Source organism: Arthrobacter sp. MA-N2 (assembly GCF_000517125.1).
Lineage (GTDB): Bacteria > Actinomycetota > Actinomycetes > Actinomycetales > Micrococcaceae > Arthrobacter > Arthrobacter methylotrophus.
In genome coordinates, this window is record NZ_KI912155.1 from 1,686,700 (window position 1) to 1,711,154 (window position 24,455).

Below are 24,455 nucleotides of genomic sequence, written 5' to 3' on the forward strand. Positions count from 1 at the left end.
CCAGTGCCGGCCCGTCAGCGGTGTCAGGGCCCGGCATCCACGTTACGCACGACGATCCCAAACTGTCCTGCCCCTATTAGCGGTCTCCCTGGCACCTGCCAAGCCCCGGTGACAACACGCTCAGGATCATGCATCGACAGAGCGTCACAATCATGCCGGGACGGCAGGCCAACACACCCATATCCTGCACCAGGAAAGGGCTACGAAAAAGGTAACGGGCGTCGGCGCGGACCGCGGCATAGGTGAGCGGGCGTCGGCCCGGACCGCGCATACGTGAGCGGGCGTCGGCCCGGAACCCAACCCTCCCTCACCAATCCACCGGTTGCCAACAACCCCCGATCACGTATCGGGCGTTTCACCCAAACCCTCCATCACGTACAAGTGAGCCGGCGTCGGGCCCGGAACCGCGCATACGTCAGCCGGCGTCCGGCCCGGGACCGCGCATATGTGAGCGGGCGTCCGGCCGGGACCGCGCATAGGTGAGCGGGCTTCGGGACCGGCGGCGAGTGCTTTGCTGGGCGGTAAAGTTGGTGCACATGGAGAGCCTTTTCAGTCATCTTGCGCCGGATCCCGAACCTCAGCCAGAGGAGCCCGGTGAGCTGGACGCGGTAGTCTGCACCGTCGTCGTGCCTTCACCGGTGGCGCACGCCTTCATGGGCTTTACCGATCACCCGCATCTGTGGTGGCCCATGGAAGACCACAGCGTTTACGGGGTGGGCTCGCACGTCGAGTTTGAGGAGAACCTCATCCTGGAGACGGCTGACGACGGCCGTACGGCGGTATGGGCGACGATTGACGATTGGCAGCCACCGTTGTCGTTCCACGCGAGCTGGTATCCGGGTAGTACTGCGATGTGGTCCACCGAGGTTCGTGTGGCGTTCCGGGCCGTGGATGGCGGCACAGAGGTGCGCCTGGTCCATGACGGTTGGGAAGGCGCCGAAGAGCCGGCCAAAGCCCGGGCGGACTACGCGGCCGATTGGCCGGGCGTCCTGGAGCGCTATGCGCGGTTCATGGGCGGCGGAAGTGAATAGAATCCGCCGGCTCCTCGCGGATGATTGGCGGTTGCTTCGCGAGGTGCGGCTGGAAATGCTTTCGGACACTCCGATGGCCTACGTGGAGAGCCTCGCCGCCGCCCGTCGCCAAACGGACGCACAATGGCAGGAACGCGCAGCCACGATGTCGGGTGACTCGAGCATCACCTTGGTGGCCGACGACGGTAGTGACGGTAGCCGAATTACCGGACTGATGCGCGTGGTCGTGAAGCAGCCACAGGAGCCCTCCCAAGCGCTGCAAGCCATGCTCATCAGCGTTTACGTTGCACCCGAGTACCGAGGGTTGGGCTTGGCTGCGCGATTGCTTGATGAAGCGTGTGCCGTAGCAGGTGCTGAGCTTGGTGCCGCAATGATCGAGCTGGGCGTCCACGAGGAGAATGCCCGTGCCAGGGCCTTCTATTCCCGGCACGGTTTTGAAGACACTGGGGGCAGCCGGCCCTATCCGCAAGATAAAACCAAACGGGAAGTCATCATGGCCCGCCGCCTTCAGCCAGAAACCAAGAGCATCAGCGAATTCATGGCCGAGCTGGTCGCTGCGCTAACTCCGGGGCAAGTCGCGGTTGACGAACCCATGCGCACCGCCTATGCCGCGGACCAGGGGCCCGTCCTGGACCTGCAGCTGCCCTTGGCTGTGGTGTTTGCCGAATCCGTTGAAGACGTCCAGCACGTGGTTCTTAGCTGCGCGAAGCACAAGGTGCCGATTGTTGCCCGCGGCGCTGGAACCGGTGTCTCCGGTGGCGCCCACGCCAGCGCGGGGTGCATCGTGCTCAGTTTGGAACGCATGAACCGCATTCTGCAGCTCAACGCGGACGACGAGACCGCCGTCGTCGAACCTGGCGTGGTGAACGCCGATCTGAACGCTGCGGCGGCCGAACATGGCCTGATGTATGCGCCGGACCCGGCGAGCTACAAAATGTCCACGATTGGTGGCAATGTGGCCACGAACGCTGGCGGCTTACGCTGCGCCAAATATGGTGTGACGAGGGACTCGGTGTTGGCGCTCGACGTCGTCCTGGCCGACGGATCGCTCATCCACACCGGACACCAGACCTTCAAAGGCGTGGCAGGCTATGACCTCACATCTCTTTTGGTGGGCTCCGAGGGTACGTTGGGGATCGTCGTGCGCGTGACGGTGCGCTTGCGTTATCTTCCCCGGGACGTGCAGACCGTGGCGGCCTTCTATCCGGATTTCCGGGCTGCCGCCGCAGGCGTCCTGGCGGTTGGCAAAGCGCGCGTCCAGCCTGCCATTATGGAAATGCTCGACGCCGGGACGCTCGCGCAACTCGACGAGCTGTATGGTTCCGATCTGGGTGAACGTGGGCAGGCCTTGCTGTTGGTCCAGACGGACGGATTCGGGGCCGCGGCGGAGGCTGCGTTGGTCCGGGAAGTCTTGGTGGCCGGCGGTGCCACGGTGATGGCGGAAGCGAATGCTGAAGCCGAGCGCCTGGTCGAGATGCGGCGTTCGAGCCGCGGCGACGAAGTAGACAACGAATACCGGGTGGGTGAGGATGTCGCCGTCCCGAGGTCCCGACTCGTGGACTATGTGGCCGCGCTCGAAGCCATGGCCGCGACCCGCAACGTCCAGCTCAAGGTGGTGGCCCATGCCGGCGACGGCAATCTGCACCCCACCTTCTGGGTGGATCGTGTGGATATGGAGGTGGACGCGGACGCGATGGCCCGCCTGAACATGGCCTTGGACGACTCCATCGACGCTGCGCTGGAGATGGGTGGAACCATCACAGGCGAGCACGGGGTTGGGCAGTACAAGCTGCGATGGCTGGGCCTGGAGCAGCCCGGGCCCGTCCGAGAATTGCAGCACCGCATCAAGGAGCTTTTCGACCCAGCCGGGATCTTCAACCCGGGTAAAGCCATTTAGGCTTCTGGTACAAAAACGAGCCACCGTTGCACTGATCCTTGTCTCAGTCCGGCCTCGGGCTGGACCCGGCCGCTGCAGCAAGGATTTGGGCCATTCCGGCGCCACGGACGGCGTCGCACGCCTCGCTAGTCGTCAGAATCCGGATATTCGTCCTGTTCGTACCGGGATTCTTCGGTTTCCACTTCCAGGATCTTCAGCATTGCCGTGTCCGGATTGAGCATGATGGCTGCCTCGTCACGCCGGTGGCGCAGCACGGTGTCCAGGTAGGACTGCACCGCTTCCGCCAAGGGAATGTGGCGGTCCTGCTTCTGGCTCATATACCAGCGGTGCTCGAGGACTTCGTGGACCACTTCCGCCGGCTCAAGCTTTCCTGCAAGGTCCCGGGGGATGGACCGGACAATGGGCTCGAAGATTTGGCTGACCCAAGTGTGTGCATTGATCTCTTCGTCGAGGCCCGGGTTGTTGTCCGCCCGGAACGAATCCATGTCGTTGAGCAGCCGGCGGGCTTGGTTCTCCTGGGCGTCCAGACCTGTGAGGCGAAGCAATCGACGTTGGTGGTGGCCGGCGTCGACCACCTTGGGCTGAAGCTGGATGGTGGAGCCGTCAGCGGTGGTCTTGATGGCATATTCCTCGACGTCGAAGCCGAGTTCGTTGAGGCGGCGGATGCGCGCGCCCACGCGCCACCGTTCGCCCAGCTCGAACGACTCCTTTTCCGTGAGTTCGGCCCACAGCCGATGGTACGAGTCCATAATGAGCTCCGACGTGGCTACCGGGTCCACCTTCTCTTCGATCAGGCCGCCTTCAAGCAAGTCCATGAGTTCTCCGGCGATGTTGACCCGGGCGATCTCGAGATCGTATTCGCGCTGGCCCACGGAAAGATCGGGGTACAGCTCACCCGTCTCGGCGTCCACCAAGTATGCGGCGAAGGCTCCGGCGTCGCGACGGAAAAGGGTATTCGACAACGAAACATCGCCCCAGTAGAAACCGATCAGGTGCAGGCGAACCAGCAGCAGGGCTTGGGCGTCAATGAGCCTTGTCAGGGTGTCCCGGCGCAGCATCTGTGAGAAGAGCGCACGGTACGGCATGGAGAATTTGAGGTGCCGGGTGACCAGCACGGGGTTCAGCGGCTTGCCGTCAACGGTGGTGCGGCCGGTGATGACCGCCACGGGCTCGACGCAGGGTACATCCATCCGGGCCAGCTTGCGGAGCATGTGGTACTCGTGCCGGGCAACGTGCTCGGACGTTTCCTTGATGGCGATGACGGAACCGGCCAGGTGCGCGAAACGCACGATGTGCCTGGAAATGCCGCGGGGCAGGGCAGCCAGGTTGGCGGCAGGCCAGTCCTCGAGTGCGATGTGCCAAGGCAGATCCAGCAGTTCCGGATCCGCGGCCGCGGCCGTGATGTTGAGTGAACCGATGACGCTCGCGGGCGGGGCCGTGTCATTGGCGCTGGCGGACTCGGTACGCGGAAGTTTACCGATCTGCGTGTAGTCGGTGGGTTCGTCATGCCACTTGGCACCGCTTTGCTCGGTCATGGGTCAATTCTTCCGTATGGAGATGGGGTTAACGACGACGGCGGCCCGTCCACTGGGATGGGCCGCCGTCGGTTGCGGTGCTAGTCGCCCAGGCGCAGGCCCGTCTTGGTGTCGAAGAGGTGCACATGGCCCGACTGCGGACGAACGAAGATGGACTCACCCTTCATCGGAGGACGGCGGCCGTCGACGCGGGCCACGATGTCGTGGCTCTTGCCATCAAGCGTGGTGTGGCCGTAGACGTAGGCGTCGGCGCCGAGCTCTTCGACGACGTCAACCTCAACTTCGAGGCCTTCGCCGGCACCGACAGTCTCGAGGTCTTCCGGACGGGAACCGAGCGTGACGGTCTTGCCAGTGGCGTCCTCGAGGACGTCGTGCTGGACCGGGTACACCGTACCGCCGAACTGGACGCCGCCGTCGACGACGGGCAGTTCCAGCAGGTTCATGGCGGGGGAGCCGATGAAGCCGGCCACGAAGACGTTCTTCGGGCGGTCGTACAGGTTGCGGGGGGTGTCCACCTGCTGCAGCAGGCCGTCCTTGAGGACGGCAACGCGGTCACCCATGGTCATGGCCTCGACCTGATCGTGGGTCACGTAGACCGTGGTGACGCCGAGGCGGCGGGTCAGGGATGCGATCTGGGTACGCGTCTGGACGCGGAGCTTGGCGTCCAGATTGGAAAGCGGCTCATCCATGAGGAAGACCTGCGGGTTACGGACGATTGCCCGGCCCATGGCAACGCGCTGGCGCTGACCACCGGAGAGTGCCTTCGGCTTGCGGTCCAGGTACTGCTCGAGGTCAAGAAGCTTGGCGGCTTCGCGGACACGCTCGGCACGCTCTTCCTTGGAGACGCCGGCGATCTTGAGTGCGAAGCCCATGTTGTCCGCGACCGTCATGTGCGGGTACAGGGCGTAGTTCTGGAAGACCATGGCGATGTCGCGGTCCTTCGGCGGGACGTCCGTGACGTCGCGGTCACCGATCAGAATGCGGCCGGAGTTCACATCCTCAAGACCTGCAAGCATGCGCAGGGAGGTGGACTTACCGCAACCGGAGGGTCCAACGAGGACCAGGAATTCGCCATCGGCGATGTCGATGTTGAGCTTATCGACGGCGGGCTTATCTGTGCCCGGGTACAGACGCGTAGCGTTATCAAAAGTAACTGTTGCCACAGTTATCAATCCCTTCACCGGCAGGTACGTGCCGGACGATCCGTAGTGAATGGTTCATGTTTATTCAGTTGGACCCCCTGCCCTGAGCCGGAGCCCAGGCAGGCGAGTTTCGTGTGACACCGCACGGTAACTGTGCGCCACATCACAACCAAGAGTATGGCAGTAGTTTCCGGTATTCGCGCAAATGTTACGCATGTCACATGTGAGATGTGTCTCCCGCGACTTCGCGACGGCGCTCGCGAAGGACCGTTTCCAGCAGTTCCGCCACATAGAGAGGGGCTTCCACTCGGAATTCGGCCTGGGTGAAATCAAGCCCGACCTTCACCCCCACGTCCCCGGGACCCAACCTGGCAATCGCGTCTTCATCCGTCACATCGTCGCCCGCAAACAGAATCCCGGTAGCGGCAGTCGCCTGGCGCAAGAACTCCACGGCCTCGCCTTTCGACGAATGCACCACAGACGTCTCAAGAACGCGCTTGCCGTTCTTGAGGAAGACTCCCGGCCGGCCTTCAAGGACCGTCCGGGCTGCGGCGACGGCGTCCTCCGCCACATCATCGGCGGCGAGTCGCGTATGGAGCACGACGCCGGCAGGCTTGTCTTCGAGGACCGTACCCGGAGCTTCGTCCGAGATTCCGGCCAGGACCCCGCGGACTTCGGCGAGGAGCTCCCGTTGGGCGTCGTCGAGTTGGAGCTTCGCCGAACCGGGACCCATCCAGGCCTCAGCGCCGTGGCTGCCGATCAGCAGCGTGTCCTCAGGCGGCGAGGCAACCGCGCGCAGACTGGCCAATGCCCGCCCCGAGATGAGCGCCGTCGTCGTCCTCGGAAGTTTGGCGAGTTCAACAAGAGCTGCGGCTGAGCGCTGGAGCGGACGGGCGTCGTCGGCGTGGTCCACCAGAGGCGAGATGGTTCCATCAAAATCCATCGCCACCAAGAGATGATCAGTTCCCGCGATCCGCCGGACGGCGTCGAGCAGCTCCGGCGAGAGGCTCAGCGGGGGAGTGGCTGGTTCAGGAGTCATCGCGCACCACAGTTTCTGCCAAGGCCGAGAGGAAGTCAGCGGACCAATGATCGACGTCGTGATCGAGGATTTGCTTGCGCATGGACCTCATCCGGCGGCGGGATTCGTTCGGAGACAGGTTCACGGCCCTCATGATGGTGCTCTTGAGTCCGTCGATGTCGTGCGGATTCATGAGGAGCGCTTGCTTGAGTTGGTCGGCCGCGCCCGTGAACTCACTAAGGACCAGGGCGCCTGTGTTGTTGGTCCGGGCGGTGACATACTCCTTGGCCACCAGGTTCATGCCGTCGCGCAACGCCGTCACCAGCATGACGTCGGCCGCAAGGTAGAGGGCCACCATCTCCTCAACCGGGTAGCTGTGGTGGAGGTAACGCACCGCGGTGTTCTGCATCGTGTCGTAGGTGCCGTTGATGTGGCCCACCGTGCCTTCAATTTCCTCACGGAGCAGCCGGTACTGCCGCACACGCTCGCGACTCGGGCTCGCCACCTGAATCAGGGTGGCGTCCTCCACGGTGAGCCGGCCTTCCTTGAGGAGCTCCTCAAAAGCCTTCAAGCGATGGGGGATGCCCTTCGTGTAGTCCAGCCGGTCCACGCCCAGGAGAATGGTCTTGGGGTTGCCGAGATCCTGGCGGATCTGGCGGGCGCGTTCGATGATGTCCGGACGCTCGGCGAGTCCGCTGATCTGATCCACCGCGATGGAGATCGGGAAGGACTGGGCGCGGGCATAGTGGGTGATCCGGCCGTCCGGCCCCTTGACGTGGATCTGCTGCTGCTTGACGCTGGCGCCGAGGAAACGCCGTGCCGAGCGCATGAAGTTCGCCGCGTCACTGGGGCGCTGGAAGCCCACCAAGTCAGCGCCGAGCAAGCCTTCGATGATGGCCTGGCGCCACGGCAGCTGGGCAAAGATCTCCGGCGGCGGAAACGGAATATGGTTGAAGAATCCGATCCTTAGATCCGGGCGCGCCTGGCGGAGCATGCTGGGCACGAGCTGGAGCTGGTAGTCCTGCACCCACACGGTGGCTCCCTGGGCCGCATGCTCAATGACGGCATCGGCGAACCGCCGGTTGACCCGGCGATAACTATCCCACCAGGTGCGGTGGAATTCAGGTGGGGCAATGACGTCGTGGTAAAGCGGCCAGAGAGTCGCGTTCGAAAAGCCTTCGTAATACAGCTCAACATCGGTGGTGCTGAGTTCCACGGGAACCAGATCCATGCCGTCATGGCTGAAGGGCTCCAAAGCCTCGTCCGGGGCGCCGTGCCAGCCCACCCACGCGCCGTCGGTCTTGGTCATCATCGGTGCGAGGGCCGTCACCAGTCCCCCGGGAGAACGACGCCAACCGTCCGCACTGTTTTCCCCGTCCTCGGAGGGGTAGCGATCCACCGGAAGGCGGTTGGACACCACCATGAAATCGTGTTTCCGGGCCTGTGGAGCCTGTTTGCCTTCGGACGCGGTGTCGATTTTTTCACTTGCCGGTTCTTGCATTGCTGCCCCCTGGGGTTACTTGTGACTCACCTTCCACCCTACCGGCGGGAATCATCAAGGACACTTGCCAGTTCCTCCGGCTGGAGTCGGCGACTGCAGCCCGTCTTGTCGGTCTTCTCCCGTAAACTGGCCTGGTTGCCATAGCTAGACCTACGCCGCCGATTAAGCACGAGGAACTGATGAGCCCCGCAAACGAACCACGCCTGTCCAAGGCAGAACGCACCGCCCAGGCCCGCGAAAAGGCCCGCGCGATCCGTGAAGCCCAGCTGAAGAAAGACAAGCGCAATAAGCTGCTGATCGGCTGGGGCATTGTGGTTGCCGTCGTGGCCATCCTCGCCGTCATTGCCCTGGTGGTCACCCAGAACATCGCGAACAACGCTCCGATTGCGGACCAGGGCCCGACGCCGGCCAACGCCAACGTGCACGGCGGCGTGACGCTGCTGAAGGGCACCGACGTGGCGAAGTCGGCCGCTGCCACCGTGAGCCTGGCGTCCCTGCCGTCAGCCCCGGCCACGGCGCCCGCCGTCGTGACCGCCCCCGGCGCTGAAGCTGAGTCCGGAAAGCCGGTCAAGGTTGTGGCCTACATCGACTTCATCTGCCCCATTTGCAAGAACTTCGAGACCACCTACAACACTCAGCTGACACAGCTACGCAACGACGGCAAGATCACCTTGGAGTACCGTCCGATCGGCTTCCTGGACGCCAGCTCCACCACCAACTACTCCTCGCGTGCCGCCAACGCCGCAGCGTGCGTGGCCAACACGTCGCCGGACAAGTACTCGGCACTCATCGACATGTTGTACGCGCGCCAGCCTGCTGAGGGCAGCGCAGGTATTTCGGACAACGACCTCAAGAAATTGGCCACCGATGCGGGATCAGCGAACATCGACTCTTGCATCGACAACAAGACGTACAGACCATTCGTCAAGGTGGTCACCAAGGAAGCCTCGATCATCGGAGTCACCGGTACGCCCTCGGTCTTCGTCGACGGCCAGCAGTGGGACAACAAGACGGACTTCACCACAGTTCTGAACGCAGCTATCGCCGCGAAGAAGTAGTTCTCCCTTGGGGATTTCCCGCCGGTGGCGGAGGGTGCTTGCCGTCGTATGACGGCAGTGCCGCTCCGCCGGGTGGGCTGGGGTGTTTGGGGCGGTGTTGGGTGGTTGCCCGCGGGCCGTGGGTGTTGCGTGGTGCCGCCCCGACTGGCGGTGTTAGATCGGCGCCGCGCCGACTGGCGGTGTTAGGTGAGCGCCGCGCCGACTGGCGCCCGCGGAATTTCCGTGGGCGGGAGGTCTTGGGCTACCCTTATCTAGCGCTTGCGCGCACCAGCTCCGGTCCGCCGGGGCACCCAGCTCCGGTCCGCCGGGGCGCGCCTCCTTAGCTCAGTTGGCCAGAGCACCGCTCTTGTAAAGCGGGGGTCGTCGGTTCGAATCCGACAGGGGGCTCCGATTGTGGCTTTGAGTTGCGGATTTAGTCGGGCGGGACTGGCGTTTTTGCAGCCTGACTTCTCGGGATGCAGATTCCTCGAACGGGAGCGATGCTCACAGGGTCGTGGCACAGTTCAATTTGAACATTGACGACAACGCAGCCCCGCAAGTGCGGCCCGGAGTCGGGTTAGCTGCGTCGGTAGCTCGCAGCAAGAACTCCCGCCTCCCAGCGAAACAGGCCTGGATCGCCTCCCGCCATGGTGCCAAGTGCCCAGATCGGCCGCGCTTTCAATCCTCGTCGGCAACTACATGTTGGAATGCAATGAGCCCGACCGCGATCTCGGATCCAACTGGCTGCAACACCGGCGCGACGAGGCCCATACCCGACGGCTGGTAGCGAAGCTCGAACATCTTGGTCGCACCGTCGTCATCGACCCGACTGCCTGATTTCCAGACCCGCCTATTGTCCGGAGCGATACCTCCGGTGTGGTCGCCTATACCCTGCTCGGGCTATTCACGGGTCTGTGCCGTTGCAGGGTCACCGAGCACGCTCACCGGTCAGCACCTGAATGGCGGCCCGGTTTCTGCACCGACGGTTTTTTCCATTATCAGGGCTCCTTCGAGAGGGTGGTCATCACCCCGAACCCGGTCATCCATTCCTGCACCGGCCAGTACCACCGGTTCGTGACGGTGGAGTCTCCGGCCGCTGCGGCCTAGGAGGCAGCCCGACGGCGTTGATGAGGATCGGCGCCATCGGGTTCTTGTAGCCCGTACCAAGAAGGAACTCCAGCTGCTGGGAAACCCCGTGGACGGCAGCGGACCGGGATCGGTGCCCCCAGCCCGATGGCCTTGAAGATGCCGATATGTGCCAAGCTTGGCGCGATTACCTCGTCCGAAGATAAACAATGCTGAAGATCCAGTTGGGGTATCGCGTCTAGGGTGCAAGGAAGCCGGTTGCATGAAGCACGCTGTCCAGCCAAGGTACGCGGTCGGCAAAGCGCTTGACCTTGCCCGGCGCTGTCCAGCGGTATGAATCATGCTCCCAGTCGATTTCGAGCCGGCGCTGGGATGTGACGGCGGTGAAGGTGTGGACAAGCCACGGCTTCCCGTCATCGTCATGAATCACCAGGACAGGCCCAGATCGGAAGTCGAGCAAGTTTGTTGCGAGTATGCCCGTTTCCTCGAAGAGCTCCTCGAGAGCCTGTTGCCGGGGCGTCGCTCCGCGTTCGAGGTACCCGGAGATGCAATGCCACAGACCTCGGTCGTGGCCGAGAAGCTGGCTCCGCTTCAACATGGCGATCTGTCCCCGACACTCGATGACAATCGCTACCACGGCGTGCGATGAGGGAATTGTTGACGTCTGCACCGGAGCTACGCCGAAGCCCAGTGATGCGTTTTCGATGCACATGATCCATCCTTCGCGTGCCCGTATCCCGAAAGATCGTTGGTTGGCTGAAAGTCGATTCGAGTCAACGGCGAGGGACGTGACTGGCATTTGTTCGTCGTTGTAGCCGGTTCCCGTTGCAGGATGTCGGCGTATCGGTGGTGTGATGGGGCCGAGGCTGCCCGAGATGATCTGGCTGCGATCTCGGGTGGCCTCGGCCTCATAGGCGTTCATGACAAAGACCTTGTGGCTCCTATCTGGTCTCCGTGGCAGGACCGGGCAGATTGGCGTCGCTCCGACCCGTGACGTCGCAGCGGGACCGTGCCCGCGGCGACGTCACTCGGTCCCCGGAGACCGAACTGATCAGCGGACGAGCGGCCTCCCGAGGGGCAGTCCACGGCCACCGGTCTGGCTCCACATCACGTCGATGTAGAAATAGATGGCCACTGCAACAAAAGCGAAGGTAAACCAACCTCCAAGGTTGATCATGCCGGCGTTGCCTTGCACGGTGCCGATGAGGAGCAGGACGAGGGCGATGTCGACGAACACGAGCATGAGGGCGTTACCCCAGGGCAGACGCAACGTCACAAGTGTGAGCATCACGAAAATGACCAGCCAGCATGTCAGCCAGAGTGTTTGAGCGTTCACCACCTGATTCGAGGGAATGCCAAGCCATCCATTGATGAGTCCGAGCGACAGCGTGCCATAAGTGGCAAAGAAACCGAAGAACAACACGAAGATGCCAGCTGATACGTTCTGCCCGAGCGCACAGGCCCAGACGGCTGCCAGCAGCAGGCCAACGGCAGAGGCCGCGATCACTGTGGGTAATGCAGCGGCAGCTGCGCCGGCGGGCACAAACCCGGTGTTGACCAGACCCAGACCAAATGCTCCGGCGATCGCCATAGGGAGTCCGACTATACCGGGCGCGCCCTCCAGCGGGCCGCTTAACGGAGCCGATGGGGCTGCGGGCGCTTCGGCGGCAAGGGGCGGGTTGTCGATAAGAGAGGTGCTGGACATGGCAGAGGAACTCCTATGGCTGTAGTTAAATGTGCGAGATTCGGACCAGGCGGTTGGGTAGCGCTGACGGGTCTGGGCGGGTGTTGGCCCTGAGCAAGGCCGCGGGACGCCACCAGAGACGGGGGGTTAGATGATGGCGGCGCGCAGTGCCTTGGCTGCCAGGGCCGGGTCGGCTGCACCGTAGATCGCGCCACCGGCGACGGCGACATCAGCGCCGGCCTGCTGCACGGCGGCGATGGTGGACAGGTTCACGCCACCGGCCACGGAGAACGGAACACGCGCTTCGGCTCCGGCACTGAGCAGACCGTTCAGGTCGTAACCGGGCTGAGCCTGCTCGTCCAGGCCCGCGTGCATCTCGACGAACTTCGCACCCAGCGCACGGACTTCCTTCGCACGGCTAACCTTGTCGGCCACACCGATAAGGTCAACCACGATGCCCTTGTTGTGGGCCTTGGCTGCCTTGACCGCACCGGCAATGGTGGAGTCATCAGCGCTACCGAGCACCGTAACCAGGTCCGCGCCGGCCTTGAAAGCGATATCGGCTTCAAGCTCCCCCGCGTCCATGGTCTTCATGTCAGCGAAAACAATCTTGTCCGGGTGGGCTTGCTTCACAGCAGTGACGACAGCAAGCCCGGCAGCCTTGATCAACGGGGTACCCAACTCAATGATGTCCACGTACTCGGCGACCTTGCCGGCCAGTTCGAGAGCGTCTTCGGTCGTGAGAAGGTCCACGGCAACTTGGAGTTTCATGATGATTTATCTTTCTGTAGGGAACTGCAGAGATGGTGATGGAAAAACACGGGACCCGCCAAACCAAGGACCAGCCGGTAACCCGGGGTCGGCCAGACAGGGACCGGCCAGACCGGGGCCGGTAACCCGGCGGGGTTATCCGGGGTTATACAGGGGGGTTATTCGAGGTTGGCGTGCCTGAGCCACAGCTGCTCGGCCGGTTCGTCGGCGTTTTCCCACAGCGACTGGAACAAAGCCTCGGTAGCCAGGAACAACACCTGCTCGAACAGGGAACCGGAGTACTGGCGCGAAACACTCGAACCATGATCGGTCTTCTGCGCGGCAGGAATGATCACCAACGCGTCGGCCAGCCCGGCCAGCGGCGATTCCCGATTAGTGGTGAACGCGGCAATCCGCGCCCCGGCCTTCGCCGCGGTCTCCGCGGACTTGACCACACCCGAGGTCGTTCCCGACCCCGAAGCCACCAGCAGCAGATCCCCGGAAGCGATCGCCGGAGTCGTGGTATCCCCGGCAATGTGGACCGTCAAACCCAAATGCATCAGCCTCATCGCGGCCATGCGCAACACCAGACCACTCCGGCCCGCCCCGGCAACGAACACCCGACCCGGCTGCCCAAGATGCCCCGCCAGACCGGCCAACTCCTGCACATCAATCTTGGCCGCGGTGTCCGCGATCTCATCCCTGACAAGCGCCAAATTACGCACAATATCACTCGTAGTGCTATACACCGCACGCGTCGCGTTAGCTGTCGGATTCACGATTTGGTCCCTTCGATTCGGCAATCGGCCATAAAGGCCGAATGGGTCCTTCTGATTGATATCCATGGTTTCGAAGCAAACTTGTAGGGGTAACGCCACCTTGCCCGGATGGCTTAGGTGCCCATGGCCCTCAAGGTCCATTCGACGGAAGAATTTGGCGCCCCCGGCTCATCGAGAGCCAGCGCGGATCCAACAGTTTCAGATTCAGGATCCACAACATTTCCCTTCCAGTGTGGGATGAGTCACAGACATGGTGCATCCGTGGTCATCACGGATTTCTACACGGAACCCAGTACGGATTGACCCGGATGCGTATAACCGTGATTCTGTTGGGACACCTTTCCCCAAGCTGAATTGGCTCAGAGCAAGAGAAGTTCAAGCGGACGGTCCGGGCTTGGGGCGCGGGTGACAACCACGGGACCGGCGACACCTATTACAAGAAAGGTCAGACATGACCCTGAACCAAACCCGCACCCGGCCCGTTGTCGGACAAACCGCCCAGCTGTCACGAACGATCACGGACAGCGACATCGGGCTATTTACCGAGATCAGCGGTGACCATAATCCCCTCCACTATGACCCGCAGGCGGCAAAGGCCTCCCGGTTTGGGGAAATAGTGGTTCAAGGCGGAGTCACCAGCGCCATCTTGAACGCCGTTGTGGCGGAAGAGCTGCCTGGTCCCGGTACAGTTTTTTTGAATGTTAACTGGGACTTCAAGGCACCCGTCCGTCCCGGAGACGTAATAACGGGGCACGTATTAGTCATGGAAGCGCGCGAGGACAAGCCGATTACCAAGCTTAGGACTTGGGTTGTCCGCGACGATGGGACGATCGTCCTTGAAGGCACGGCGGTGTGCTACACAATGGACCTTTCCGGAAAGGGCGAGTGACGAGGAGCAGCGGCCCATAAGCCCACTCTCGTCTCAGCCGACCGCACTCCGCGTACGGTGTCGGCACCGCCATTTTCACCTGCCTGTGACTAACGTGTCACCGATATCGAGGTCCTCGTTCGGGCTGCGAGGGGTCCGCGTCGAGGCCGCCCGCCGGCTCCGCTACGCCCTCGTGGCTACCGTGACCGGGTCGGGAAGGGCAGGCGCGGAGGCTTCCTCCTCGTTCGGTGTCTCATGGTGGCTGGTCAAGCGGGCTCTGGACTCCGCGACCCTGACAATGCCAAACGTTGATGCCTCGCGCCACGGATGAGCACCGTCGTCGATCTGGACGCCGGACAGGTGCTCGGGATCGTGGACGCCCGCTACAGTGAGGGGCGCGTCGGAGACTGGCTCTTCGCCCGGCCGCTCCACAATGGGACCGGGCGTACAGGTCGTCGCGATCGACCCCTCAGCTGCGTTCCGCAAGGCAATGCGGATGTGGCTCCCGCGCACCGCAGTCTCGGTCGATGCGTTCCACCTGGTCAAGCTAGGCAACGACATGCTCACCGAAGTCCGGGAACGGCTCGCCCAGCAGGTCCATGGCCGACGGATGCCACCTTGAAGCTGCAGACCGAGTGGCGCATCAAGTAGCCGCTCCGGACGCTGTTCGCCACAGGGTCCCTCGCCGACCCGGTTACGGCGAAAGACAGTATTTCTCGACCGGTCACATGGACTAGCTCTGTGCCTGTGGAAATCCGACAGTGGTGCAATCGTTGAGTATTTTCCACGGAAGTTGCAACGTCTCCTGCGCGAGGCGTCCGGTCCTGACGGGGTCGGAAGCGGGCGATTGGTCCTCTTTATTCCTCACCGAGGTAGCCGCCCAAGCCGGCTTGCGCAGCCCAACTGCGAACACGTGCAACGTCGTCCTGGATCTGATCCACGAGCTCAGACGTGCCGGCGAACTTGCGTTGTGAACGGATCAGGGTGTGCAGCGTCACCACGAGGCTCTGCCCGTAAAGATCGCCGGTGTAGTCCAGAAGGTTCGCCTCCAGCAGACTTTGACCTCTTGAGTAATAGGTCGGCCGGTCGCCGACTGATATTGCAGCAACATAGAGCGAGCGGTCAAGTTGAGAGCCAAGATGAACTGTGCCCGCCCAGACGCCATTGCTCACGTTATTTGGCGGTATAGCGATATTGGCCGTCGGAAAGCCGAGCAGCCGTCCACGATGGTCTCCATGACCAACCACGCCGGTGATCTGGAAATAGCCGTCGTTCGGACCCGCTTGGGACTGCGGGGTACGTGAAGGATTACATTTTGTTGGGTCTTTTTTCAATTGAAACTCCTAGACAAATGACTAAGTGTTGTTTCGGCGTAAGCCTGACTTCCGATGGTGCGGTTTAAAGACTCATCTCACGTCCCATTGAGGTGCGGGTTCCTTGGAACCTCACACGAACGTGCGGCGTCGGCGCCGCTGGCAAGTCAGAAGCGTCTGCAGTTCATTAATGGCCGGTGTCGGCGAATCCCGGCAATCTGCTCGCAGTCTGGTTCGGTTCCAAGTCCAGATCACAGATCGCAACATGACGAGGCATCGTGAGCTTCATGTATGTAGCACGAGCGTCTCGCAGATACGACTTTGCCCGCTCGGACGATGATTGTTCACCACTTTGAAGAAGCATCTTTCCGTGAAACCTCAACGTATGGGCGCGCTCCACGACATGGGGAATGCTCTCAGCATCCTGAAGAGCTTCACGGAAGTACCGTTCTGCGCGAGTCCAGTCACCAGCGGCCGCGGCGGCAATCGCAGCGGAACGTTTGACCAGGCGACCGGCTCGGAATTCAATGCACACAACGCCGGTACGCTCGATACATTGTTCGATAGCAGGAAGCAATTCGGCGGCCTGCTTCAGCTCTCCCAAAACTACTAGACCTTCTACGGCTGTAAGCGCCGCCACCCATGAGCCGCATGTGTTGGCCTTATCCAGCTGCGGAAAGGTGTTTCGATTCTTTTCAAGCAAACTCATCGCGGCCTGAGAATCTCCCATGTATGCGAGCAACTCAAACAGGGCAGACCATCCCCACCCGACCATGCCTGTCTCCGCTTCTGTCTCAAGAGCGGCTGAGTATGCCTCCTTTGCCTCCTCCCATTCGCCGGCGAGAAATTTGGCTAACCCAAGCCACGCAAGCGAATGCTCCGGCGTTGCAAGACCAACGGCATGACAGAATGCGAGGTCCTTGCGCGCAAATTTTTCAAGGGCGGCCGGACTTCCGTTCTGAAAGAACTCGATCATGGCGTTCATACGTGTGTGTTGTTGTTGGGCGGCGTAATTGCCCACTCGAACCGCGATTGGGGCAAGTTCCGCGCCTATCGCGCGGGCTTCACCTAGGCGACCTAAACCAACAAGTGTGTAGTTCAAGAAGCCCAGCATGCTTGTCAATGTCCAGACATCACTGGAGTGGCGTAGTATCTCCAAAGCCTCGTATCCCGCTGCGACCGCCTCCGTGTGCTCGAGGAATGCAGGAAGCTGCATAGCTCGCATAGCCAAGCCATGTCCTCGAAGCTCCGTATCCTCGAGCCGGGACGCTATTTCCAACTCTCGACGGATATTATCCACACTTGACTCGTACTCACCGCTCCACGCCTGGGCAAATGACAATGCGCCAAGCAGCCTTCCTCGTTCTGCGCCCTCGTGACTGCCAAGCCTCTCGAGTCCATAAGCCGCCAAATCGCGAGCTTCTTTCATCCGGAAAAACCAAAACATAGTGTGAGTGGCCTCGCAACTCGTGCGGGAAATGGCTCTAACATCGCCCATTTCCGCGTAGATGTTCAGGGCAGTGCGCAGCGAGGCTACCGAGTCGGGCCAACGACCGATCATACGCAACGCCAAGCCTCGCTGGAACCACAATTCCGCACGGTCAGAGGCTTCGGCCGTATCCATAATCACCATGGCCTGATTCAGATAGCGAAGTCCCTCTTCTGCCGCGGAACTGCCCAGGGCGGCCCTGCCGGCCATCGTGAGATATCGCATAATATTTTGCCGGTCTGAAATCGGGCCCGCTTGAACCAAGTGCCGTGCGATCTCATCTGCCCGCTCTTCCAAGGCATGCGAAAACAATTGCTCCAGTGCTGCAGCCGCTGCAGCATGGATTCGACGCACCCGAGCAGGCGAGACGCTCTCAATTATTGCCTTACGCACGATGGCATGCACAAACTCATAGCGTTCAACAGCGCCTGGGGAAATCCCCGTGACATCGTACAAGAGCTGCGCTTGCGTTGCTTCCTCCACTCCCTCCAAGAGCGTCTGATCATCAACCTCGGCGAGCCGTTGGAGCACGCTTAGTTCAAATGCCTGGCCTAAAACAGCGGCCATCCCCAACATGGTTTGCGTCTCTTGCCTAAGTCGCCGAACGCGTGCCGCAACGATGTCCTTTACTCCGTGAGGTACATCTGCATTGCCTGCTGATCTCGGTCCGTTATCTTCCCCCAGACTACGGATCAGTTCTCCGGCATACAGAGGGTTTCCCCGTGTTTCAGAGAAGATGTCATAGGCCAAGCGTTCAGAGAAGATATCATCGCGGGACACTGCCGACCCCACATCTGCACCCAACAGTTGGGCTACCTCGAGCCGATGCAATCCACCCAACTCAAGCTGAACCGGCATTGCATCGCGGCGCAGCTCACCTAGAAAGTCGATCAAGGCATCTGAAAAGTATCCCGGGCGAAGAGTGCAGACGATCAGCGTACGTTCAAGCATCCCCCTCTGCATGAGGTGCCTGAGCAGAAGGAGTGTTGGCTCTGGAGCCCAGTGCAAATCATCAACTACGAGTAGCACCGGGGAAGACGTCGATGCTTGACGGAAAACGCGGGTGACGGCATCGAACAGCCGAGAACGGATAAAGTGCGGATCTGAGTGCATTGCGTCAACGGGAACCCTTGGTAAACGAAGGCCGGAATTTGGAACAATCCGGCTCAATTCTTCAGCTAGATCACCAAGTTCCGCCGCCAAACGTCCCGGATCACAAGCACGGAGATAGGGGGCTAGGGCCTGGCCGAGAGCCTCGAAAGGGCCTGCCACGTCTTCATCGCATCGTCCATGCAGCACCACTGGATCATCAGTGACTGATATTTGTCGCGCGAACTCAGCAACGAGCCTGCTCTTTCCAATGCCTGCATCGCCCGAGATCAGCACAAGGCCCTGCGCGCCTCCCTGCACCTTGCCCCACTCATTGTGGAGCTGCCGGAGCTCTGGGCCCCGGCCCACGAACTCACCTGCGCTGGCCATGCGTAGCAATGACGGGGGAGCCTCCAGTCGCACTGGCTCAGCGCTTTGGTTAGCCTGCACAGCAGCCACCAACCCCGAGCGGTCAGTGACCTCGAACTTCGTCAAGAGATTCGAGACATGACTCTCCACCGTGCGTACGCTGATACTTAAGGCGGCAGCAATCTCGCCGTTCGTCAGGTGGTCAAGAACCGCCTGAAGCACCTCCCACTCCCTGGCGGTGATACCCCGGTCACGGAGCGACCCAGATTGCAGTTGCTTGGAGTCTGCCGGCATTGAATGGATTCCTCTCTGAACCCCCAAAGGTGTGGCAGTTAAACACTACACTCAACCGGAAGCCTTCAACCGGTCTCATGCGTAGTTCGAACTGATCGGACAAGAGTAGGCACGTGCGGAGCGGCCAACGTGCAGCCACCAACAATACGGGGCCTGTTGTGACACGTAGATTTCCGCGGGTGTTGGACTCACTCCGCTTGCGGAAATTGTGTAATTCCTGGATTAGAGCGACTGGCTCCTGGCTAGAAACGCGCTCTCCCGAGCTGGCATGTGTCGAGTCTCATCGTAGAAGAATACTGCCCGGAAAGAGTGGCGGCCACCGATCCTCAAATCGGTGGCCGCCGGTAGCTTCGCCCTCAGGAAACCGGTGTGTAATTCAAAATGCCACACAATCCGACTTGCCTTGGGGCGGATTTGACTTCCTTGGAACCAGAGTTCGCCCCAATTAGTGTTTTGACTTTATCGGGAAACCGATGCCTCAGCGCCCACCCTGTAGCTGGCGCCAGCGTGTTCTGACGGGAGTCGAGAGTCACCTGTGAGACGTTCACGCATAGTCATGGGGGCGAGCGGTTCCTGCGGGACGTGACCTCGCTTGCGCAGTTCGGGAACGACAAGGTCCACGAAGTCCTTCATGGTCCCGGGTGCAATGACGCGGCCAAGGTTGAAGCCGTCGACATCGGCGATCTCCATCCATCGCTCCATCTCATCGACGATGGTTTTCGGTGATCCAACCACTGAAGCGCTAAATCCGCCGATGCACAGCCATTTCGCCAGCCGCTCCTTGGTCCAGACAATCTCACTGTCAACGCCGGTCAGCATTTCGATCATTGCCCGGATGGCGTCGCTCTCCATGCTCTCCAGGGGCTGATCTGCCGCCGCTGAAGACATATCGATGCCTGTCCAGCCGCCGAACAGGGTCAGTGCCGCGTCCATGTCTACGTACTGGTTGAAGTCCTCAAGTTTGGCCTGGGCTTCCTCGTCCGTCGGTGCCGTGATCGGGGTCAACATCACGATGATCTTCACGCTGCGGGGGTCCCGGCCTGCCGCAGCGGCCTGCTGGCGCAGCTTGTCCACAGTGGGGCGCAGCTCTTCCGGGCTGGTGCCGATGACGAACACGGCCTCAGCGTGCTTCCCGGCGAACTCCATGCCCTTCTTGGATGTGCCGGCCTGGAACAGGAAGGGGGTGCGCTGTGGACTCGGCTCTCCCAGGTGGGCACCGGGAACCTTGTAATACTTCCCCTCGTGGTTGATGCTATGGACTTTAGACGGATCCGTGAAGATACGGTTCTTCTTATCCCTAACCACGGCGTCGTCCTCCCACGACCCTTCCCAAAGCTTGTAGCAAACCTCCATGAACTCGTCCGCCACCGCGTAACGCTCGTCATGCGGGATCTGCTTATCCAGCCCCAGGTTCTCGGCTGCACTGGCCTGGTACGACGTCACGATATTCCAGGCGACCCGGCCCTTGGTGATGTGGTCCAGGGTGGTCATCGTCTTGGCGAAAGAATACGGAAGTTCATAAGTCAGTGACTTCGTAACCCCGAATCCCAGCCGTTCTGTAACGGCCGCCATGGCTGCCACCGGGATCGCCGGATCTCCGACTGGCGCCTGGGCTGCGGTGCGAAGTGCGGTGTCGCGTGATCCGCCGTAAACATCGTAGAAGCCGAGGACATCTGCAATGAAGAGGCAGTCAAATCCTCCACGCTCAAGGAGTTTTGCCAAATCGGTCCAGTAGTCTACGTCCTTATAGCGGTGGGATTGATCATCAGGATGCGCCCACATCCCAGGGTTCTGATGCACCACGCAGTTCATATCGAACGCGTTCAGGATCATGCGCTTCTTGGTGTTCTGCTCATTTGCCATGCTTACATCCTTTTACTAGTAAGGGGTATCGATGAAAAACGATTTCGAGATCGGGGTTACTTGAAGGCCAAGACATCAACAGGCTGGATCTCCGGCGGGGAGACGAGAAGCTCATGCGCCTTCGTCCCAAGGGCTATGGCCACCTTTCCGGCGAGATGCGCCTGACGACCTTCCTCACCCGGAAAAGTGTCATAAATTCCGAACTGGTTGGCATTGATCCTGAACGCATACCAGGTGGACGTATCACGCTCATCAACAACGAGGGCCCGAGCAGACTTAAGGAACTCAGCCAGTTCGGCCTCCTTGCCAGATTTCGCCTCAAACGTGACTAACAATCCGACTGAACTCGACATGATCTGCCTCCATTATCTTCAGCGCATGTGACGCCGATCACTGTCCAACTTATGTTCAACAAGCACTGCTCTACATCCGTGCTCAACACTGAATTCACCACGGTCATTCACACTTACTCGACGATGGTTTCCCATCAAACAGAACCAGCCGGCGATAAAGACAAGGTCCGGGAAGGGCCTGAAGAGGCCCTCTGCATGACGGACGTGAGCCGGTGGGTGGGGCCGGATCGATTCAACGATGCGGCGGATCTCACGGTCGGTCTTGCGTTCGGCGCGTCGGCGGTGGACGGAGGCAGGGTGTCGGGCTCGTGGACCATTCGGACTATCGCGATGACATTCAACGCCCGGTTGAGTTGCCTGTCTCCGCCACGGTTCAGTCGATGCTCACAGCGTCCGGTTCCTTTCCTTGCAGGGGTGAGGATCCGGTCGCTGACGACCGGCGCCGACCCGGAAAGAAATCACTTCGGGGCATACCTGTGATGAGCCACGACCCCGCGAGGTCGGGCATGCTTCTGATCAAGCCACTGAGGTTGCCGGGCAAGCGCCGGTCACCCTCCAGGAGCGGTGAGGCCTCGCTGACCTTTACCAGCTCGTCCCGCTGGTTCTCGTTGGCTGTGAGTTGTTTATCCGACGCCAGGGCGTGTTTCGCCAGTCGTACGGCCTCAGCAGGGCAATGGACAAGGCAAGCTCTTCCTCGCGGGAACGCCACTTTGAGACCTCGTTGATCTGAGCGCCTGTGAGCTTCTGGCGGGCATCGATGCCCAGATCATTGCCGCGCAGGAGCAGCAGGGCCATGGCGATCTGGTGGGCGTCCAGGGGATCGGACTTGCCCATGCCACGGCGCTTCTTGGCAACCATGCCCGGCGCTTCGGCGACTGGGAATCCGCGGGTTGCCATGGTGCCGGCGAGGATGGCGTAGACACGGTTTCGGGCGTGCGTGTCGACACCCACGACAAATGGATGGGCATGAGCGACGATAGACATGGCGGTCATTCCTAACTTCCTCTTAACGGATGTGGTCATGGCCGTCACCGGCCGGCGCCAGTCCGGGTAGAGGTCACCAAAGGAACAGCACTCCGATGGGTCGCGCCCCGCAAGGGTGGACAATCTTCTGATCAAGCTACCGCGGTGGGCAGGTCGGCGGGCTGGATGAAAATGGCGACGGCCAGGCCTGTCATGAAATCGCCCGGGAATCCGTCATTGAGGCGGGACACCGAGCGGGCGTTCTGGCGTGAGATCGTGACGGGGTGTATGAGCGAGCGGCGGCGACATCGGCTGGCGCGTCGCAAGCGGGGGACCGGCCTGAATCCGTCGCAATCTGCGCCCGCGGTGCCTCGCCCCCGCGGGCCACATCAATAACATCCTGGCTGAACTCCGACCCATAAGCCGTGGGCATGGTCACCGTGCTTCCATGAGCACTCGCCTGAGGTCAGGGAGTCAACAAAACCGGGGGAGTCCCTGATCTGCTCAACGACGACCCGACAGCTTCAGTACTGGCTCCAGTACTGGTTTCCGTGGAGAAATCCGTGATGGCCACGGATGAATAGTGTATGTGACGCATTCCACAATGAGAGGGAGAAGTTGTAGATCTCGAGGGCATGGCCAGTACCCCGCTGGCAGTACCCTTCCCGATAACTCACTACCTAGCGAGAAAGGCAGATCAATATGACGCGAGAAGAAGCCTACGCAGGTTGCACCCCGGATTCGTACGTGGAATTTTATGGCGGTCAATGGCTCGTAGTCCCATTTGCGCCCGTCCAGCAGCCTGCTTTTTTCACGTGTGTGCCCGGCATCGGCCGGGTCAACAATAATTAGCCGCTCAGTGGACGACCCACCGCGACCTCAATGCAACCCGGAATGGACCTAGTAGATACCCAACCCCATCACGCAGACGATTATCCAGGAGTTCAAGGACGAGCTGTGCGCGAGATGATTAACACGTCCAAACCGATCAACGTCGCCACCTCGTACGGTGTCGGCTCTGTGCGGTTTAAGGGATGCTGAAGGAGACAGCCTTCTTCGCGAGGATATGCGGCCCTTCGCAGACGCGCTTCTTGGTGTCGAAGGCATCCACGTCTGCTCTGTCACGGCCGCCGACAGCTCCGGCTCCATGACACATCCTGTTTCGGGCGGCTGTTGTTGGACAAGTGTGTCTGGCGCTGCCAGGACCCTGACTGCCCCGGAACCACCTTCACCGAAGAACATGCGTTGGCCGGCCCCCCGGGCGAGAAACTCACGGCCAGGGCCGTTGCGTGGGCGACCGACGGCCTGCAGCGTTTTGACGCCTCGGTCTCCGCCCATGCCCGGTTGCCAGACCTCGTCCCGGGCCGGTCGGGAAGGCCTACGCTGACTGGCTCAAAGCCAGCGGCGAGGAATTCACCGTTGGCATCAAAGCGGCGGCGCTGGATCCGTTCCGCGGCTACGCGAACGCGATCCGCGACGAACTGCCCGAAGCCATCACCATCCTGGATGCCTTCCATGTCGTGAAACTGGGATCAGCCATGGTCGATGAGGTCCGCCGCCGCGTGCAGCAGGAAACCCTCGGGCACCGCGGCCGCAAGGGCAACCGCTCTACGGAATCCGCCGGACCCTGCGGATCGGCGTCGAACACCTCACCGACAAACAATCCGCCCGGCTCGATGCCAAACTCAGCCTCGGGGACCCGGACCACGAAGTCAGCTTGGCCTGGCAGTGCTACCAGAAGCTCCGCAACATCTACCACGCCAGGCCGGAACGGGGCCGGGAACTCGTCAGCCAGGTGATCTCCTCTTTCCCGTCCTGCCCGATCCCCGAGGTCTCCCGACTGGGCCGGACACGCAAACAATGGAAGGCCGCGATCCTGGCTTACTTTGACACCCACGGCGCCTCCATCGGACCAACCGAAGCGATCACGGCTTCATCGAAACCACTCGCAGAATCGCCGGCGGCTTGTAACTTCACCAACTACAGGCTCAGATTCCATCGATTCCCCGTGGAATCACTGGCCGTCCAGGCCGTTGATGCCTACGTATTTAATTTGCTGGCCATCGCCGAGGCGGGCGACTTCCTGTCGGTCGACCTGTTCCGTGCCTCGGTCGGTGTTCCGAAGCTGCCGGACCCGGGTAATACGCTGATTCAAAGTGCCGGAAGCGCGCCTGCGGCTGGCAGGTTACCCACCAGCTGCGTGTTCGGTTTCTGGCATGGCTGTTGGTGGGCCTTAGCTTGCCGCGACGAGGGCAGGCCGGGCGCCAAGCGCAGCGATGATTTCCTGGAGCTGGGCGACCCCGGCTGTGCGGTCCGTGAGGTGCAGGCGCAGGACCGGGCGGCCGTGGTTCTCCAGGACCTGGGCGTCTCCGGCGGCCTGGGCCGCGATGAGCT

General features: G+C 61.4%; 20 protein-coding genes, 1 tRNA gene and 4 pseudogenes. 12 read left to right on the forward strand and 13 right to left on the reverse strand.

What is annotated here, in order from left to right:
- Positions 1-536: 536 nt before the first annotated feature.
- The 3 genes and pseudogenes from A3M3_RS0108600 (at position 537) to A3M3_RS0108605 (ending at position 2,928) form a co-directional block, all read left to right on the forward strand.
- Entirely contained in the window at positions 537-1,031 is a 495-nt protein-coding gene (locus tag A3M3_RS0108600; protein WP_028265992.1) for an SRPBCC domain-containing protein, read from the forward strand.
- Between the two features lie 145 nt (positions 1,032-1,176).
- Positions 1,177-1,467: pseudogene (locus A3M3_RS29250) on the forward strand (GNAT family N-acetyltransferase); the annotation flags it as partial.
- A 102-nt stretch (positions 1,468-1,569) separates the two neighbouring features.
- Positions 1,570-2,928 carry an FAD-binding oxidoreductase gene (locus tag A3M3_RS0108605; RefSeq protein ID WP_028265993.1) on the forward strand — a complete coding sequence of 453 codons (1,359 nt, stop codon included), beginning with the start codon at positions 1,570-1,572 and terminating at the stop codon, positions 2,926-2,928.
- A gap of 125 nt (positions 2,929-3,053) precedes the next feature.
- On the opposite strand, the gene A3M3_RS0108610 is transcribed toward A3M3_RS0108605, so the two are convergent.
- The 4 genes from A3M3_RS0108610 to A3M3_RS0108625 form a co-directional block, all read right to left on the reverse strand.
- The gene (locus tag A3M3_RS0108610) at positions 3,054-4,463 is read right to left on the reverse strand and encodes a DUF4032 domain-containing protein (RefSeq protein WP_028265994.1); all 1,410 of its coding nucleotides are present in this window, start codon (positions 4,461-4,463) and stop codon (positions 3,054-3,056) included.
- 80 nt (positions 4,464-4,543) lie between these two features.
- Positions 4,544-5,626: an ABC transporter ATP-binding protein gene (locus A3M3_RS0108615; RefSeq protein WP_028265995.1), complete on the reverse strand. Its 1,083-nt coding sequence runs from the start codon at positions 5,624-5,626 to the stop codon at positions 4,544-4,546.
- Between the two features lie 196 nt (positions 5,627-5,822).
- Complete coding sequence (otsB, locus tag A3M3_RS0108620; RefSeq protein WP_028265996.1) at positions 5,823-6,644, reverse strand: trehalose-phosphatase; 822 nt, start codon at positions 6,642-6,644, stop codon at positions 5,823-5,825.
- Complete coding sequence (locus A3M3_RS0108625; RefSeq protein WP_028265997.1) at positions 6,634-8,124, reverse strand: alpha,alpha-trehalose-phosphate synthase (UDP-forming); 1,491 nt, start codon at positions 8,122-8,124, stop codon at positions 6,634-6,636. The genes otsB and A3M3_RS0108625 overlap by 11 nt, the downstream gene beginning before the upstream one ends.
- Positions 8,125-8,303: 179 nt before the next feature.
- On the opposite strand from A3M3_RS0108625, the gene A3M3_RS0108630 reads away from it, so the two are divergent.
- The 3 genes from A3M3_RS0108630 (at position 8,304) to A3M3_RS0108640 (ending at position 9,998) form a co-directional block, all read left to right on the forward strand.
- Positions 8,304-9,182: a DsbA family protein gene (locus A3M3_RS0108630; protein ID WP_028265998.1), complete on the forward strand. Its 879-nt coding sequence runs from the start codon at positions 8,304-8,306 to the stop codon at positions 9,180-9,182.
- Between the two features lie 313 nt (positions 9,183-9,495).
- Positions 9,496-9,569, forward strand: a tRNA-Thr gene (locus tag A3M3_RS0108635).
- A 249-nt stretch (positions 9,570-9,818) separates the two neighbouring features.
- Positions 9,819-9,998, forward strand: a complete 180-nt coding sequence (locus A3M3_RS0108640; protein WP_028265999.1) for a hypothetical protein — start codon at positions 9,819-9,821, stop codon at positions 9,996-9,998.
- A 487-nt stretch (positions 9,999-10,485) separates the two neighbouring features.
- On the opposite strand, the gene A3M3_RS0108650 is transcribed toward A3M3_RS0108640, so the two are convergent.
- The 4 genes from A3M3_RS0108650 to hxlB form a co-directional block, all read right to left on the reverse strand.
- Positions 10,486-11,169, reverse strand: coding sequence for an NUDIX domain-containing protein (locus A3M3_RS0108650; protein ID WP_028266001.1), 684 nt, complete (start codon positions 11,167-11,169; stop codon positions 10,486-10,488).
- A gap of 129 nt (positions 11,170-11,298) precedes the next feature.
- A complete protein-coding gene (locus A3M3_RS0108655; RefSeq protein ID WP_035741516.1) occupies positions 11,299-11,952 on the reverse strand; it encodes a GPR1/FUN34/YaaH family transporter in 654 nt (217 codons plus the stop codon).
- A 126-nt stretch (positions 11,953-12,078) separates the two neighbouring features.
- Positions 12,079-12,702, reverse strand: coding sequence for a 3-hexulose-6-phosphate synthase (gene hxlA, locus A3M3_RS0108660; RefSeq protein WP_028266003.1), 624 nt, complete (start codon positions 12,700-12,702; stop codon positions 12,079-12,081).
- A 158-nt stretch (positions 12,703-12,860) separates the two neighbouring features.
- Positions 12,861-13,460, reverse strand: coding sequence for a 6-phospho-3-hexuloisomerase (gene hxlB, locus A3M3_RS0108665; protein WP_051423297.1), 600 nt, complete (start codon positions 13,458-13,460; stop codon positions 12,861-12,863).
- A gap of 451 nt (positions 13,461-13,911) precedes the next feature.
- Between hxlB and A3M3_RS0108670 the strand changes: the two genes are divergently transcribed.
- The 3 genes from A3M3_RS0108670 (at position 13,912) to A3M3_RS27390 (ending at position 14,950) form a co-directional block, all read left to right on the forward strand.
- The gene (locus A3M3_RS0108670) at positions 13,912-14,349 is read left to right on the forward strand and encodes a MaoC family dehydratase (protein WP_028266004.1); all 438 of its coding nucleotides are present in this window, start codon (positions 13,912-13,914) and stop codon (positions 14,347-14,349) included.
- 85 nt (positions 14,350-14,434) lie between these two features.
- A complete protein-coding gene (locus A3M3_RS28835) occupies positions 14,435-14,659 on the forward strand; it encodes a hypothetical protein (protein WP_155854340.1) in 225 nt (74 codons plus the stop codon).
- Between the two features lie 102 nt (positions 14,660-14,761).
- On the forward strand, positions 14,762-14,950 hold the full coding sequence (locus A3M3_RS27390; protein WP_081736739.1) for a transposase: 189 nt from the start codon (positions 14,762-14,764) through the stop codon (positions 14,948-14,950).
- A gap of 235 nt (positions 14,951-15,185) precedes the next feature.
- On the opposite strand, the gene A3M3_RS24350 is transcribed toward A3M3_RS27390, so the two are convergent.
- The 4 genes from A3M3_RS24350 to A3M3_RS0108705 form a co-directional block, all read right to left on the reverse strand.
- The gene (locus A3M3_RS24350) at positions 15,186-15,662 is read right to left on the reverse strand and encodes a riboflavin kinase (RefSeq protein ID WP_051423050.1); all 477 of its coding nucleotides are present in this window, start codon (positions 15,660-15,662) and stop codon (positions 15,186-15,188) included.
- A 166-nt stretch (positions 15,663-15,828) separates the two neighbouring features.
- Entirely contained in the window at positions 15,829-18,882 is a 3,054-nt protein-coding gene (locus A3M3_RS0108690; protein ID WP_028266006.1) for an ATP-binding protein, read from the reverse strand.
- Positions 18,883-19,341: 459 nt separating this feature from the next.
- The gene (locus A3M3_RS0108700) at positions 19,342-20,745 is read right to left on the reverse strand and encodes an LLM class flavin-dependent oxidoreductase (RefSeq protein WP_028266007.1); all 1,404 of its coding nucleotides are present in this window, start codon (positions 20,743-20,745) and stop codon (positions 19,342-19,344) included.
- Positions 20,746-20,801: 56 nt separating this feature from the next.
- The gene (locus A3M3_RS0108705) at positions 20,802-21,098 is read right to left on the reverse strand and encodes a putative quinol monooxygenase (RefSeq protein ID WP_028266008.1); all 297 of its coding nucleotides are present in this window, start codon (positions 21,096-21,098) and stop codon (positions 20,802-20,804) included.
- A 51-nt stretch (positions 21,099-21,149) separates the two neighbouring features.
- Here A3M3_RS0108705 and A3M3_RS28840 point away from each other — a divergent pair, with 51 nt between their 5' ends.
- Positions 21,150-21,578, forward strand: a complete 429-nt coding sequence (locus A3M3_RS28840) for a hypothetical protein (protein ID WP_155854342.1) — start codon at positions 21,150-21,152, stop codon at positions 21,576-21,578.
- Between the two features lie 73 nt (positions 21,579-21,651).
- On the opposite strand, the pseudogene A3M3_RS0108715 reads toward A3M3_RS28840, so the two are convergent.
- Positions 21,652-22,091 (reverse strand): annotated as a pseudogene (locus A3M3_RS0108715) (IS110 family transposase); the annotation flags it as partial.
- 1,394 nt (positions 22,092-23,485) lie between these two features.
- On the opposite strand from A3M3_RS0108715, the pseudogene A3M3_RS29500 reads away from it, so the two are divergent.
- Together A3M3_RS29500 and A3M3_RS29505 are read left to right on the forward strand one after the other, a co-directional pair.
- Positions 23,486-23,584, forward strand: a pseudogene (locus tag A3M3_RS29500) (transposase); the annotation flags it as partial.
- Between the two features lie 110 nt (positions 23,585-23,694).
- Positions 23,695-23,952 (forward strand): annotated as a pseudogene (locus A3M3_RS29505) (transposase); the annotation flags it as partial.
- Positions 23,953-24,455 lie beyond the last annotated feature (503 nt).